The sequence below is a fragment of the Flavobacterium faecale genome, assembly GCF_003076455.1.
Classification (GTDB): domain Bacteria; phylum Bacteroidota; class Bacteroidia; order Flavobacteriales; family Flavobacteriaceae; genus Flavobacterium; species Flavobacterium faecale.
Genome location: NZ_CP020918.1, coordinates 3,589,919 through 3,605,641, shown reverse-complemented (window position 1 = coordinate 3,605,641; position 15,723 = coordinate 3,589,919). Strand labels below are relative to the sequence as shown.

General features: G+C 35.7%; 10 protein-coding genes. 9 read left to right on the top strand and 1 reads right to left on the bottom strand.

Going from position 1 to position 15,723, the window contains the following annotated elements; all coding sequences use genetic code 11:
• Position 1: 1 nt before the first annotated feature.
• The 9 genes from FFWV33_RS15150 to FFWV33_RS15105 all read left to right on the top strand — a co-directional run bounded on the left by FFWV33_RS15150 (position 2) and on the right by FFWV33_RS15105 (position 13,643).
• Positions 2–697 (top strand): response regulator, encoded by a 696-nt coding sequence (locus tag FFWV33_RS15150; protein WP_342748676.1) that lies wholly within the window; start codon positions 2–4, stop codon positions 695–697.
• A 127-nt stretch (positions 698–824) separates the two neighbouring features.
• Positions 825–2,135, top strand: coding sequence for an amylo-alpha-1,6-glucosidase (locus FFWV33_RS15145; protein WP_159086042.1), 1,311 nt, complete (start codon positions 825–827; stop codon positions 2,133–2,135).
• A 376-nt stretch (positions 2,136–2,511) separates the two neighbouring features.
• Positions 2,512–3,840, top strand: a complete 1,329-nt coding sequence (locus FFWV33_RS15135; protein ID WP_159086041.1) for a sulfatase family protein — start codon at positions 2,512–2,514, stop codon at positions 3,838–3,840.
• Positions 3,841–3,864: 24 nt separating this feature from the next.
• On the top strand, positions 3,865–5,382 hold the full coding sequence (locus FFWV33_RS15130) for an alpha-L-fucosidase (RefSeq protein ID WP_108741683.1): 1,518 nt from the start codon (positions 3,865–3,867) through the stop codon (positions 5,380–5,382).
• 70 nt (positions 5,383–5,452) lie between these two features.
• Complete coding sequence (locus FFWV33_RS15125) at positions 5,453–7,561, top strand: six-hairpin glycosidase (protein ID WP_159086040.1); 2,109 nt, start codon at positions 5,453–5,455, stop codon at positions 7,559–7,561.
• A gap of 102 nt (positions 7,562–7,663) precedes the next feature.
• Positions 7,664–9,079, top strand: coding sequence for a sulfatase family protein (locus FFWV33_RS15120; RefSeq protein WP_108741681.1), 1,416 nt, complete (start codon positions 7,664–7,666; stop codon positions 9,077–9,079).
• 24 nt (positions 9,080–9,103) lie between these two features.
• Positions 9,104–10,429 carry a sulfatase family protein gene (locus FFWV33_RS15115; RefSeq protein ID WP_211316270.1) on the top strand — a complete coding sequence of 442 codons (1,326 nt, stop codon included), beginning with the start codon at positions 9,104–9,106 and terminating at the stop codon, positions 10,427–10,429.
• 21 nt (positions 10,430–10,450) lie between these two features.
• Positions 10,451–12,052, top strand: a complete 1,602-nt coding sequence (locus tag FFWV33_RS15110) for an arylsulfatase (RefSeq protein ID WP_108741680.1) — start codon at positions 10,451–10,453, stop codon at positions 12,050–12,052.
• 40 nt (positions 12,053–12,092) lie between these two features.
• On the top strand, positions 12,093–13,643 hold the full coding sequence (locus tag FFWV33_RS15105) for a sulfatase family protein (protein WP_108741679.1): 1,551 nt from the start codon (positions 12,093–12,095) through the stop codon (positions 13,641–13,643).
• A 484-nt stretch (positions 13,644–14,127) separates the two neighbouring features.
• On the opposite strand, the gene FFWV33_RS15100 is transcribed toward FFWV33_RS15105, so the two are convergent.
• Positions 14,128–15,576, bottom strand: a complete 1,449-nt coding sequence (locus tag FFWV33_RS15100) for an IS1182 family transposase (RefSeq protein ID WP_108741163.1) — start codon at positions 15,574–15,576, stop codon at positions 14,128–14,130.
• Positions 15,577–15,723: the final 147 nt, after the last annotated feature.

Sequence of the window (15,723 nt, the reverse complement as noted above, 5' to 3'; positions counted from 1 at the left end):
TATTTATGAAGCCGAAAATGGCGAAGAAGGTTTAGCGCAATGCAAACAGTTTATTCCTGATTTAGTTATTAGTGATGTAATGATGCCAAAAATGGATGGATTTGAATTGTGCAAAGCCATAAAAACCGATGTTGATTTGAGTCATATTCCAGTTGTTCTTTTGACCGCCAAAACTTCCGATGATAATAAAGTAAAAGGGTATAGTTTGGGTGCAAATGCCTATGTCGAAAAACCATTTAATTTGGAAGTATTAAAAGCGCAACTGGATACTCTTATTAAAAATAGAAAACTACTTCAAGAAAAATTTAGAAATACGATAGACATAGAACCTTCTGAATTTTCGACTACCAAGGTGGACGATAATTTACTGACCAAAATCCTCGAAATTGTAGAAAGTAAATTAACCGACGAAACATTAAATGTACAATTTATAGCCTCAGAATGTGGGCTTTCTCAAGCCAATTTGAATAAAAAACTCAAGGCTTTGACAGGCAAAAGTACTGCGGCTTTTATTCGGTCTATTCGATTAAAAAGAGCTGCAAAATTACTTTCGACAGGCAGGTATTCTGTAAGTGATGTGACTTATGAAGTCGGGTTTACAGACTTGAAATATTTTAGAAATAGCTTCAAAGAAGAGTTTTTGGTTTCTCCCTCAGATTTTAAGAGAAACAATACAGACGAAGATTCGGAATCATAAAACATTAGCATTAATAGGCGTTAAGGGCTGTTTTTTAGAAAACACCCCCGCTTTTAGTTGGTTTTTACCCCCGCTTTTTCACCGCTTGAAGTCTTAATTTAGCTTTATACTATTTAATGAAATGCAAATGTGGAATAACAAAATATTAAAGAAATTAGGAATCGTTTTTATCTGTTTTTGTGCAAACGGACTGGCACAACCAAAACCAATTGAAATCGCAATTGATAAAAAGTTTGATGCCAATTCTACAGTTTTAAAAACAAGGCTAAAGGAGCTGAATAGTGATATTAATAATTACGGAATTTTATTAGATACCATCGTAACCAATAAGAAACTTTTAACGGGTTATCGATACGAACAATTTTATGATTGGGATTTGTATTTCGAAAATATTTATATGTCCTATTACGGAATTTCGAAATACAACTTTGATAACCTAGAAGGCTTTTTGGGAGTGCAAGAATCAAATGGTTTTATCAAACGTTCTTTTGGTCTAAAACCGTTTGGTGGAGACCATCATTTCAAACCATTTATTGCTCAAATAATTGTTTTGGGTTCGCGTCAGGAAGGCAATTGGGAATGGGCTAGAAAATATTATAAAAAAACACAATTGTACCTTGATCATTGGTTTACCTATGACAGTGATAAAAACGGATTGGCCTATTGGTCTGGTGTGCAAAAAGGAACTTGGTCTGGTGCTGCCGATCATAGCGGAATGGACAATCAAAATACACGAACTGTTGGTTTGAGTGAAGGTGTCGATTTGAATTGCTATTTGGTTCGAGAGTTAGAAGCCATGGCAATTATTGCTGACGAACTAGGATATAAAAACGATAAAAAAGAATATTTGGCGCACGCCAAAAAATTAAAAGGATTGATTAATGAATTTCTTTGGGATGAAAAATCAGGTTTTTATTATGATCGAAATGAAGAAGATGGAAAGACCACTTTTGTAAAATCGGTTTCTTGTTTTACACCTATTTGGGCTGGTGTAGCTTCCAAAAAGCAAGTAAAACGCATGGTTGAAGAGCATTTATTAAATCCAAAAGAGTTTTGGACAAAATTCCCAATTCCAGGTTATGCGTTGACGGAGCCAGATTACCGTCAAAATTACCAAGGACAAAAAGGTTGTAATTGGAAAGGCTCTACATGGATTCCGACGAACTATATGATTTGCCACGGATTAATGGATTATGGTTACAATGATTTAGCAAAAGAGATTGCTAACAAAACCTATAATATGGTATTGAATAATTCGGCAACCCGTGAATTTTTTAATGCCGAAACAGGGGAAGGTTTGGGAATGAATCCATTCTTTGGATGGTCATCTTTGGCTTACATCTTGCCTTTAGAATTGGATTTAAAATACAATCCAACCGATTTAAAAGAGAAAAACATTCAAAAATTGAGTGAAAAAATAGGGGTAAGTTTTAAATAGTACTATCGATTTAGAAGTTTCTAAGTTCCTTAGATTTATGCAGGCAATTTTAAAGAGAATATCATCATTAAATGAAATAATTTTCTCTTTCAATTAAATATAACTCAGAATATCATTGTCTTAGATACTTAAATAAGTGGAATGACTAGTTACAAATATTATAAAATGATAAATTTTAAAAATTATATACTTATTAAAAAAGGATTATTGCTAGTAATGGTTTTTTCAATAGCAATAGTTCACGCACAAAAAAAGGAGGTAAAACAACCCAATATTCTTTTTTGTATTGCAGATGATGCTTCTTATTTGCACTCCTCTATACAGGGAACCAGTCAAATAAATACGCCCAATTTTGACCGTGTTGCAAAAAAACGGAGTGTTATTCAATAATGCTTACACCAATGTTTCCTCTTGCGCTCCCTCAAGAGCAACTATTTTAACGGGAAGAAATCTTTGGGAATTGGAAGAAGGAGGTTTGCTATTTGGTGCTCTAAAAGAGAAATTCACCACTTTTACTAGCTTACTAAGACAAAATGGATACGCTACAGGATCAACTGGTAAAGGATATATGCCTGCAAATACCAAGGAACCATATCAAACAATTCCATTGGCAAAGGAATATAATGATCTCAAAATGGTTGCTCCCAAGTATATTTCGAACAAAAACTATTCAGGCAATTTTGATGATTTTCTTTCGAAAAAAGGCAAAGACCAACCTTTCTTTTTTTGGTATGGTTCACATGAAGCACACCGTGAGTATGAACTCGGAATAGGAGCGAAGGTAGGAAAAGACATTTCGAAAATACAAGTGCCAGGATTTTTACCCGATAATGCTATTGTCCGTGGTGATATCGCTGATTATTACTATGAAATAGAATGGTTTGATTCGCATTTGGGTCGTATGATCAAAGCTTTGGAAGCTGCTGGCGAGCTAGAAAATACCATCATTATTGTAACAGCAGACAACGGAATGCCATTTCCACGAGCAAAAGGAACTTGCTACGATTATGGAACCCATATGCCATTAGCGATTTGTTGGGGAAATAAAATAAAAGGCGGTGCTCGTGTAGATGATTTTATCAGTTTTATTGATTTTGCACCAACTTTATTGGAAGCAGTTGGCGCTGCTGTTCCTAAAGAAATGACAGGAAAAAGCTTTTTGGATATTTTATTATCGAATAAAAGCGGACAAGTAGATCCAGCAAGAAACCGAGTTTTCACAGGATTAGAACGTCATGCGTATTGCCGTCCGGACGGAATGCCTTACCCGATTCGTACCATTCGAAAAAACGACTATTTATACATCGTTAATTTTGAAGCTGACAGATGGCCTTGTGGTGATCCCGATTTTAATTCGGTACACGCAGGTTTATATGGAGATATAGATGCTGGCCCTAGTCGTACGTTTCTGATTGATAACAAAGACAATCCTTCGATAAAACCTATAGCTGATCTTTCGCTCGGCAAACGCCCAAAAGTAGAATTGTATAATGTAAAAACAGATCCTTTTCAGCTGCATAATTTGGCAGATAATAAAGCCTATTCAAAACAATGTGCTGCTTTAAAATCGGAACTTTTTGCCTATTTAAAACAAACCAAAGATCCTAGAATGGAAGGGAAATCGCCCTGGGATAATTATCCTTATTTTTTTCAAGGATATGAAAACAAGTATTTATTGCCCATTGGCAAAAGAGATAACAACTAATTATATGAAACCAACCACATAAAAATGAAACAAAAAATTAAAAGTACAATAGTTGCATTAATTGCAACGGTAACACTGACCAATGCTCAAGAGAAATTCAAGCCAGAATGGGAGAGTTTAAAAAAACACAAAGTAGCACCTGAATGGTTTGCCGATGCAAAGTTGGGAGTTTATTTTCACTGGGGTGTGTACACTATTCCTGAAAACGGAAATGAGTGGTACGGCCGATTCATGTATGAATACGATCGTAAAAAAAGTTGGGGAAAAGAAATTTACGAGTACCATACTAAAACGTATGGTCGAAAAAAACAATACCATGACTTTATACCTGAATTTAAAGGCGAAAAATTTAATGCGAAAATGTGGGTGGATATGTTCGAAAATATGGGTGCAAAATTCATAGGATCGATTGCAGAACACCACGATGGTTTTTCGATGTGGGGTAGTAAAGTAAACCCTTGGAACGCAAAAGACATGGGGCCAAAGATTGATGTTGTTAAAGAAATGTCTATCGAGGTCAAAAAGCGTGATTTAAAATTCATGACTACTTTTCATCATGGTTTTCATATGATGTTTTACCCTAAAAAGGAGAATTCTGTTTTACGTCCTGCGTCGCAACACATTGCGGCCTATGACAAATTAGAATTTCCGCAAGGAGGAAAATTTGATATTCTCTATGGTAATATGCCTTACAAAGCAGAATGCGATATATGGTTAGGAAAACTAAATGAGGTGATTGATACTTATTGTCCCGATTATATTTGGATGGATTTTGGACAAGGTTTTGTGCAAGAAGATTACCGTCAGCAGTTTTTGGCAAATTATTTCAATAAAGCTGCCGAATTGAAAAAAGAGGTAGTTGTAAATACCAAAGGAGATTTTTTCCCAACCGATATTGCTGTTGTCAACGTAGAACGTGCCACAATGGAAGACATCACACCTTTTGTTTGGGTAACCGATTTTCAGATTGGAAGTTCTTGGGGATTTGATAAGAGCAAGCGTGTAGCTATCAATCCACAAAAAGCCATCCGTATTTTGGCAGAAGTAGTGAGTAAAAATGGTGTAATGATTTTAGCCGCCGCACCAATGGCTGACGGAACCATGCCAGAGGAGCAAGTACAAGCGATGGCTGGTATTGGTTCTTGGTTGAAATTGTATGGAGAAGCAATTTACAAAACACGTCCGTTTGTTGAATTTGGACAAGGACCTACAAAATTAAAACGTAACCCGAATGATGATTGGAATGCTTATGGTTCAATCAAAGAAGGTTTACAAAACTTGAACGCAAAAGACATTCGTTATACCAAAATAGGAAACACAGTTTATGCAATTCAGTTAGGATGGCCTGGTGCGTCAAATGCTATAACATTGGAAACGTTTGCTGGAAAAGCAAAAGATTTAAATATTAAATCAGTAAGCGTGTTGGGTAGTAAAGAAAAAATTAATTGGAAAAAAACAGCTCAAGGTTTGGAAGTAACATCACCAAAAAACAAACCAGCAGAAGGAGATGCGGCCATCGTGTACAAAATTAATTTGAAGTAAATTATAAGATTCTTTTTCGAAAGCAACGACTTTATGTCTTCGGGCTAACGGAAGCAAATCCAAAACAATTATGCAAATACACTCTAAAATACCACTGTTTTTATTGACGTTTTTTATGTCTTTGGGCTATAGTATTGCCCAAAATACAGATTTTATTATCCATACCGATATGAAAACGGGTGGAATTGAAAAAATCATCAATAAAAATGACAAATACCATATGAACTGGATATTTGCCACAGATGGAACAGATTTAGAGTGGTTTACACCCGAATTTGGTTGGGGACTTGGTTTTATAACTATCGAAAAAGAGGGCAGACAAGAAACTTTTAAATGGAATTCAATTTCTAAAATAGTGACTGAAAATGGGAAAACCGTAATCTCTTATGATTTTCCTGATTTTGTAATGAAGATTACACGCTCTTTCGATCAAGAAGGTAGTTTAATCGAAAATTTTGAGGTAGAAAACACAAGTACAACTAACCTTAAAGTAGTCGATATGGGAATTTATACGCCCTTCAAAGATTGGTACAAAGGTGGCGCCGAAGTATGTTTAACTGAAAGATGTCATGCACACATTTGGGCAGGCGGGCATAATTCGTCTTATGTAAATGCTATTCGAATGGGGACAGAAGCACCACATCTTGGTTTGGTAGTAACCGAAGGAAGTATCGTGCATTACGAAATCATAAATGTTAGAGATTTGCCTCGAAAGGTAGCAGGCTCTAATTTAAGAGGCGGAATTACTTTGAAAGTGGAACCTACAACTATAAAATCAGGAGGAAAGTACGGACTGAGTTGGAAAGTTTTTTGGCACCAAGGTTATGCAGATTTTTATAAAAAAGCAAAAGAAAGCGGAACTGTTATTGCGCAAGCCGATAAGTATTTTGTACCCGTAGGAGAAACTACCAATTTGCGTTTTTCATCGAAAGACAAATTAGGAAACGTAAGTTGTGAGGTAGAAGGAAAAACCATTCCGTTTAAGCAAATTGGGAACGAAATTACCGCAACTTACGGAGCTAAAACGCCTGGCGATAAAGTAGTAACCTTAAAATATGACGGTAAACAAACGGTTGTCAACTTATACTTTTCGATTCCGACTGCTGCATTACTAAAGAAAAGAGTCGATTTTATCGTCGATAAACAACAAATGAATGACAAGTCTGATCCACGATACGGTGCTTATATGGTCTATGATAACGAAATCAATAGCATTCACGTAAACACGCCTTTTGTTGTTGATCATGACGAAGGGGGAGAACGTTTAGGAATGGGAGTTGCTATTGCAAACTGGTTGCAGCAAAATCCAAAGGCTGGCGCAAAGTATGAAAAATCGTTACTGAGCTACTATGATTTTGTTCGAAATAAATTGCAAACACCTGATTACAAAGTTTATTCGACTACCGATCATAAAAAGAGACATCGTGGGTACAACTATCCGTGGGTAGCAGCTTATTATGCAGAGCTGTACAAGCAAACCAAAAATCCGTTGTATATAAAGGATTGCTATTATACCATGCGAAAATGGTTCCAAGAGTTCGGTTATGGATTTTATGCGGTTTGCGTCCCCATAAAGAAAAGCGTTGATTATTTGCGTGAAGCGGGTTTAAATGAAGAAGCTGACCTCTTACTAAACGACTACAGACTAGTCGCTAAAGAATACGACAAAAACGGAATTAATTATCCAAGTCATGAGGTTGTTTTCGAACAATCAATTGTTTCTCCTGCTGTTAATTTTTATCTCGAAATGTATTTGTTAACCAAAGAAGATAAGTTCTTAGTAGAAGGTAAAAAACACTTGGCTCTTTTGGAAGCTTTCAACGGACAACAACCCGATTACCACTTGAACGAAATCGGAATTAGACATTGGGATGGTTATTGGTTTGGTAAAAGAGCGTCATGGGGAGATACCATGCCGCATTACTGGTCGGCCCTTACAGGTAGAGCGTATATTTTGTATTACCAAGCGACTGGAGACAAGGAGTACCTTCGAAAAGGGAAAATTTGTTTAGAAAATAACTTGTGTAATATTCGAGATAATGGAGCAGGAGCAGCGGCTTACATTTATCCCCAAAAAGTCAATGGAAAAGCGGCAGAATTTTATGATCCGTTTGCAAACGATCAAGATTGGGCACTTTTTTTCTATGACGAAATGAATGAATTATTAAAATGGAAATAAGAGTAGTTGCCTCTTTAGAATTAAAAAATAACCGCCTTTAAGCGATAAAGTAATTAAACCGAAATTAGAATCTATAGTCTTAATAAATAAAAAATAGGAATTATGAATAAGTTAGCCATTGTGTTTTTTTTAATAGTTGCTTTAGCTCCCGTTAGAAGTCAACCCAAAAATTTTATTATCATTTTTACAGATGATCAAGGGTATGAGGATTTAAGTTGTTTTGGTTCGAATAATGTAAAGACACCGAACATAGACAATATGGCCAAGGAAGGAATTAAGTTGACGAGTTTCTATGTGGCTTCTTCTGTTTGTTCGCCATCTCGTGCCGCTTTAGTGACAGGACGAATGCCTAAACGAGTAGGAGTTCCTGCGGTACTTCATCCGTATTCTGAAGACGGACTTGCAGCAGATGAAATTACGATTGCCGAACTTCTAAAACAAAAAAACTACGCTACGGCGCTTGTTGGGAAATGGCATTTGGGACATCAAACCGCTTTGTTACCACTCAATCAAGGTTTTGATTCTTATTTCGGAATACCGTATAGTAACAATATGTCGGTTTCAAAGGACATCAAAGTATCCAAAGATATTGTTTTTAATAATGGCTACACCCTTGACAAAATGCATGCAGATATGCAGAAAGCAGTGCAGGGAGCTAAGGCAAGCGACCTAAAATCAATTCAGAACAAACCGCCTTTATTATGCGGAAATGAAGTTATAGAATATCCTACCAATCAAGAAACACTTACAGAACGTTATACTGATGAAGCAGTTTCATTCATCAAAAAAAATAAAAAGAAACCTTTCTTTTTGTACATGGCGCATTCTTTTCCGCACGTACCTATATATGTGGGAGCAAAATTTAAAGGTTCTAGCGGAACGACTCCGTATTACGATGCAATTCAGGAAATTGATTGGAGTGTAGGTGAGATTTTGAAAACCTTAAAAGAGAATGGTTTGGATAAAAACACAGTGGTAATTTTCACCTCTGATAATGGACCAAATAGTTTTGGTTCGGCTAAGCCATTGCGTGGACATAAATTTGATACGTATGAAGGAGGGCAACGTGTGCCTGCAGTTATCTGGGCACCGGGTAGAATTAAAGCGGGAACAGAATCGAGTGAACTACTTTCTTCCTTAGATATTTTTCCAACTATAGCCAATTGGGCAGGAATTGCAATGCCTAAAAACAGAATTTATGACGGTTATAATGTTTCGGATTTTCTAGAAGGAAAAACAACAAAGTCGCCCCGTAACGAAATGTTTTATTATTCTTCTAATAGTACAATAATCGACGGAATTCGTTCTGGTGACTGGAAGTTTTTGTATAAAGGACACCGTTTGAAAAACTCTGGAAAACTTAGCGGAGACGATTTAGTAGATAAATTGTATAATCTAAAAGAAGATGTATCTGAAAAGAACAACCTCATAAAATCTAATCCTCAGAAAGCGCAAGAGTTAATCAAGCGTATGAAGGAATATGATAGCACTTTGGAAAAAGAAATAAAAAAGAAATAAGACTCAATTTTTAAAAATAGTCCAATGAAATACAAATCCATATATATTGCAATGCTATTATTGGTAACAGCCACTACAATAGCACAAAAACGTCCAAATATTGTACTGATCATGGCAGATGATATGGGATACGAATGTATTGGTGCAAACGGAAGTACAACTTACAAAACACCAAATATTGATCGTATTGCCGCCGCTGGAGTGCGGTTTGATAACTGTTATTCGCAACCACTTTGCACACCGTCGAGAGTAAAAATAATGACGGGTAAAAGTAATTTTAGAAACTACGAAGCCTTTGAATATCTCAATCCAAATCAAGTAACATTTGGAAATCTATTGAAGGATGCAGGTTATGCTACTTGTATTGCTGGAAAATGGCAGCTAAATGGAAATAAAGGCGATATGCCTGGTAATCAAGATTTAAATCGTCCCAATCATTTTGGTTTTGGTGAATATTGTTTGTGGCAGGTAAACAAAGGTAAAAGTGAGGGAGAACGTTTTTGGAACCCACTAATTGTTCAAAATGGAAAAGAATTACCAAGGGATGCAAATGCCTACGGTCCTGATATTTTTTCGAACTATATTATGGACTTTATAGATAGAAAAGCAGATGTTCCATTTTTGGTATATTATCCGATGGCATTGGTACATGAGCCATTTATGCCTACGCCAGATTCACCAGAATCTAAAGACCCAAAATTGCGTAATAAAAGAGATCCAATTTATTATAAAGATATGGTGGCGTATACCGATAAAATTGTTGGAAAAATTCAGGCTAAACTAAAAGAAAAAGGACTTTTGGAAAATACCTTATTTATTTTCACAGCAGACAATGGTTCTCCAGGAAATATTGTTAGTGCTACCGATTTGGGTAAAATAAAAGGAGGAAAAGGCAAAACAATCATCCACGGTAATCATGTTCCTTTTGTAGCGAGTTGGCCTGCTCGAATGGAAGCAAAGCGAACAGAAAAAGGATTGATTTCGTTTGCAGATGTATTGCCTTCTTTATGTGATGCCGCTGACGTAAAAGCGAATAAATTTCAATCTGATGGATTTAGCTTTTTACCCTTGATAACCAACAAAGACAAAAAAATACAAGACGAAGTATTTATTCATTATACGCCACGAATGAATAAATTAAGCCAGACTAGATGGGTGTTAAATGACACTTATAAATTGTATAAAGATGGTCGATTTTTTAATACTGCAAAAGACCCACTAGAGAAAGAAGAGTTAAAAATACTATCTGCCAAAGAAGAAGAAATAAAAGCTGGATTTCAGAAAGTTTTAGACAAAAGAGAAAAAGAAATTCCGTTTGAGTTGAATAACACGGAGTTTAAAGTGAAGTAAAACCAAAATAAAGAAGCCGCAATGATTTTCATTAGAAAAAGCATCCTATATACAGTGGTAGCCGTTATTGCTAGCCTTCAGTTATCTGCTCAAAAACGTCCCAATGTCATTTTGATTATGGCGGACGATATGGGGTTTTCGGATATAGGTTGCTATGGAGGTGAAGTCAAAACGCCTAATATTGATATGCTTGCTAAAAACGGACTGCGTTTTAGTCAGTTTTATAATAATGCCAGATGTTGTCCTACTCGAGCAGCACTTTTAACCGGTTTGTATCCGCACCAAGCAGGAATTGGTGGCATGGTGGGTAACGGACATGCAGACCTTAGTAAGAATGCAGTAACCATTGCTGAGGTTTTGAAAACCAATGGTTACGCAACCTATATGACCGGAAAATGGCATGTGGCTGATTCCAATTCAAATGAAGATATTCATAATTGGCCAAACCAACGAGGCTTCGATCACTTTTTTGGGACCATAGAAGGAGCAGGAAGCTACTACGATCCAAAGACGCTAACGTATAATAACAAACCAGTTCAGTTAAAAACAAAAGATAATTTTTATTACACCGATGCAATATCCGATTCTACTGTCACTTTTTTAGATCAGCATTTTAAAGAAAAGTCACAAAAACCACTGTTTTTTTATGTGGCTTATACTGCACCTCATTGGCCTTTGCATGCTTTAGAAAAAGACATCAAAAAATACAAAGGTGTTTTTGACAAAGGTTGGGATGTTTTGCGAGAAGAACGATTGGCACGAATGAAAAAATTGGGTATCGTTCCTGAATATACAAAATTAAGCAACCGGAATTCGACTGCAAAAGCTTGGGATTCCATTGAAAATAAAGAATGGGAATTACAGCGCATGATGACGTATGCGGCTCAAATTGACAATATGGATCAGGGAATCGGACGAATTATTCAGAAATTGAAAAAAGAAGGTGAATTTGAAAATACGTTAATTTTATTTTTATCTGATAATGGGGGCTGTGCTGAAAATTTGGATGGAGTCGATAAATTTATGGATTCACGTGAATTAACCATTACGTTGGATGGAAAAAAAGTGACTCCCAAAAATATTCCTACGATGATGGCAGGACCAGCGACATCGTATATGAGTTATGCTGAAGCTTGGGCAAATTTGAGTAATACACCCTATCGAAATTATAAAAAATCAGGTCATGAAGGCGGAGTGGCGACTCCTTTTATCATGCATTGGCCAAAAGGGATTACAAATAAAAATTCTATAAAAACAGATGTTGCAAGTATTATAGATCTGATGCCTACAATTTTGGACATTGCAAAAACAAGCTATCCACTAACTTTCAATAAAAATAAAATTATTCCTATGGAAGGGTTGAGTTTAATGACTGTTCTTCAAAATAAAAAATTAGATAGAGATGAATGGTTTATGGAACATGGAACCAATAAAGGCTATCGAAAAGGGGATTGGAAAATTGCGTATTCAAAAGAGGTAGGCGATAAAAAGTGGGAATTATTTAATTTAAAAGAAGACCCAACCGAAAGGATTGATTTAGCAGCTAAAGATCCCGAACGATTAAAAACGATGATCGATAGATGGTTCGAATGGGCCAGACGGGTGAAAGTAGTTGGTAAGTAAATAAAATATAATGAATCGAATTACAATAAAAATAAATAGTATGAAAGTAAACCAAATCCATAACATCATAATAGCCATTGCTTTGGCTTGGAGTTTTAACCTAGTTGCGCAATCCAAAAAAAGCGATCGTCCAAATATTATTGTCGTTTTAGCTGATGATTTAGGAACGGGAGATGTTTCGTACTACAGAAGGCTGCATAGCAATACTATAATTTTAGAAACGCCACATATCGATAAGTTAGCGTCGCTAGGAATGATATTTACAAATGCTCATGCTCCTGCATCCTTATGTGCAACATCAAGATATGCCATCATGACGGGTAATAGCTGTTACCGCAGCAAAGAACCGTGGGGTGTATGGGGAGGATATTCGGAGAGTGCCATTCAAGATGATCAACTAACTCTCGGACGATTAATGCAGCAAGCAAATTACCAAACAGCTTTCTTTGGGAAGTGGCATTTGGGGACAGGTTTTCCAACTAAGGATGACCCAAATACCATCTTTATTCCAAAAAGAGGAAAAAAAGAAGCGGATGCAAATGTTGATATTAGTAGAATAGTGCATGGGCCTACGCAGTTAGGATTTGATTATAATGTTACGCTACCTGCTGGAATTCAAAATATGCCTTATGCCATTTACGAAAATGACAAATGGTTGAAACTTCGTGAAACTTCGACAATAAAAATCGTAGACAAAGGGTATATGACCAGTATAGATGTAGACCATTTTAGCAATCCTGGATATGGTGATTCAAATTGGAACCCAAGTGAAATCGGACCTCTTTTGGCGAAGAAAGCGGTGGACTATATCGCTAAAAATGCCCATAATGAAAAACCGTTTTTTATGTATTACTGTTCACAAGCGGTACATTCTCCGCATGCGGCTCCAGTTGCAATTAATGGTGTAAAAATTAAAGGAACCACGCCATCACGCCATATGGATATGATTAAGGAACTAGATGAACAAGTCGGAATGCTTGTGAACGAATTAAAAGCACAAGGAATATATGAAAATACGGTGATTATTTTCACCTCTGATAACGGTGGGCTTCACACAGATGGAGACACTTGGAACGCACATCACGAACCAAGTGATATTTACCGTGGTGCTAAAAATGATCCTTATGAAGGAGGACACAGAGTGCCGTTTATGGTTGTGTGGCCAGGAGTTATCAAAGAAAATCAGAGTTCAGATAAGCCAATAGTAGGTTTGGATATCATGGCAACTTTGGCGGGTATCACCAAGCAAAAAATAGGAACTTCTGTAGCGCAAGATTCGCATAACTTGTTACCGGTTTTGAAAAATGAAAAAGGGGCTAAAACCCATGATTTTTTAATGATTCAAGGTGGTGCAAACAAAGAATATGTTATTAATGACGCCGGTTGGAAGCTGATCGTTCAGGTAGATAAAAAAAGTGGAGATTATATTGATGCCAAACCAGTTTCATTATTCAATTTGAACGATAATATTACAGAGGACGACAGGAAAGATTATATTAACAATCCAAAATATAAAGACAAAATAGAAACTTTGTTTGCTAAATACAAAGAAACCATTAAGAGTAAAGTATATATGGGGAATAACTATTAGTCTAAAGTAGCGGTGACTTCTTTAGATAATAAACAAAAAAAAAGTCTTATAAGTAGAGATCCTTTAAAAAAATAATTAAGAAGCAAAGTAATATTGCTTTATAAAAGCAAATAAAACAAGAACATTAATTTCCATACATTAAACTACTAGTCTTTTATTCTTAAACGTAAATCGACATTTTGATATTAAAATAATCTTGAAATGCAATCAAAAAATCCTGTGAAGGGTACCTAAAAAAATAATTCATTCTTATGATAAATCTAAAAAAAATAAAAACTGTTCTCTGTTTGCGAGGGCACTGAAAAACATCGCATATTTTGATTATCATCGTTTTTTAGACAATAAAAAAACGCTTGTAACAGGAGTTATATAATCCGTTGCAAGCGTTTTCCTTTTTAATCTTGATTTTTAATGTTGGTTCAATAAGGCTATTTTGAGTTTAGCTAGAGTCATTTTGAGTAATGCAGCAGTAGCTTTCATTTTTCTACATTAATTTGAGTATTCTTTTTAAGTTGACTGCGAAAATTGCTATTGCACCTTGCATTTGCATATTGGTAATGCCATATGATATTGCTCTATCATAACCATGTACATTTTTCAACTCACTATTTTTCGCTTCTATTTTATATCGATGTTTTGCTTTTTCTTTGTAATAGTCAGTTTCTTGAAAGCTGATTTGTTCTTGGTGTAAGTCCGATTTTATCGACACCGAATATGTTTTTGTCTTGGATCCTTCTTTATAACAACCCTCTTTTAAAGAGCAGGTCTTACATTTTTCCACATCAAAATAGTAGGTTTGTATTTGATTGGTTCCAACATTTTTTTTACCTTGGCGAGCCTTTCGTATGGCCATATGACCAGCAGTGCAAACAAATCTATCGGCATCTTTATTATAGTCAAATTTATCTTCGTCTTTTCTAGCTCCTTGTGCTATTGTAACATTTAGTCTGGCTACCACTTTAATATTTTGCTCCCTTGTGAGTTTGAGATTTTCTTTTCCTGTATAAGCTCCATCCCCAATAATAGTATCAACATCAATTCCGTTTTTTTGACTAATCGCTAAAAGTCTAGGTAATTCTGGTCCATCCCCTTTTTCACCTGATGTGACTACAGCCGCTGTAATGATGCGCTCCTCGGTCATAGCTAAGTGAGTCTTATATCCAAAGAAAGAACTATCAGCAGATTTATGACCCGTTTTAGCATCTGCATCTTTTGATAAGGTAAAATTTTCTTGAGTGTCTTCTACAGTTTCTTTGAGTAGATTTAATTTCTCTTTCACAGCTGGAATCGAACTTATTGACGGCTCATTTTCAATGCGTTTTTCCAACTCTTTACAATAAGCAAGTTCCTTCTCTAAGTCATTGTCTGTATTTTTTTCAGGCATATGTTCTTTGAATTCCTGCTCAAAGCTGTATACTGTTTTTCGCAGTAGCTTGGAACGTTCTCTCAATACATCGATGGCTAAAAATGGATTGGATCTTGATAAAGTATGTGTGGCATCAACGATGATAGACTTCGAACGAATAATACCTTTTTCGATAGCAATGGTGACTGTTTTGTTTATCAACAGATTTAATAGGTCGGTATCCTTTAGACGTAGTTTTCTAAATTTTGTTAACGAACTCGGATTGATAACATCGTCTTCTGGATTCATATCCAAAAAATATTTGAAGGACATATCGTATTGAGAACGCTCCACGACATCAATATCGGAAACAGTATAGATTGTTTTAAGTAGTAAATACTTAAACATACGAACGGGACTTTCTGCCATTCGCCCATTATTGGGACAGTACTTATTTAACAACTCATCGTAAATGAATGAAAAATCAATCAAATCATTAATTTTTCTTAATAGATTTTCTTTTGGAACTATTAAATCATACAACGAAGAATAATCGCTGAATTGTATTGTTTGTTGTTGTACTAACATCTAAAAAACACTTATAATTAGATTTAAATATAAGAAAAAAGGAGTAGAAATCCATAGATATCTACTCCTTTTTATGTGTCAATTTATTAGAAAGACTTTTTCAGTGCCCTCCTGTTTGCTAATGATTGTTTTTAGCAATTATAATGT

Coding starts and splice junctions, on each gene's coding strand:
- FFWV33_RS15145 (WP_159086042.1), top strand. CDS start 825: ATGTGGAATAACAAAATATTAAAGAAATTAGGAATCGTTTTTATCTGT.
- FFWV33_RS15130 (WP_108741683.1), top strand. CDS start 3,865: ATGAAACAAAAAATTAAAAGTACAATAGTTGCATTAATTGCAACGGTA.
- FFWV33_RS15125 (WP_159086040.1), top strand. CDS start 5,453: ATGCAAATACACTCTAAAATACCACTGTTTTTATTGACGTTTTTTATG.
- FFWV33_RS15120 (WP_108741681.1), top strand. CDS start 7,664: ATGAATAAGTTAGCCATTGTGTTTTTTTTAATAGTTGCTTTAGCTCCC.
- FFWV33_RS15115 (WP_211316270.1), top strand. CDS start 9,104: ATGAAATACAAATCCATATATATTGCAATGCTATTATTGGTAACAGCC.
- FFWV33_RS15110 (WP_108741680.1), top strand. CDS start 10,451: ATGATTTTCATTAGAAAAAGCATCCTATATACAGTGGTAGCCGTTATT.
- FFWV33_RS15105 (WP_108741679.1), top strand. CDS start 12,093: ATGAAAGTAAACCAAATCCATAACATCATAATAGCCATTGCTTTGGCT.
- FFWV33_RS15100 (WP_108741163.1), bottom strand. CDS start 15,576: ATGTTAGTACAACAACAAACAATACAATTCAGCGATTATTCTTCGTTG.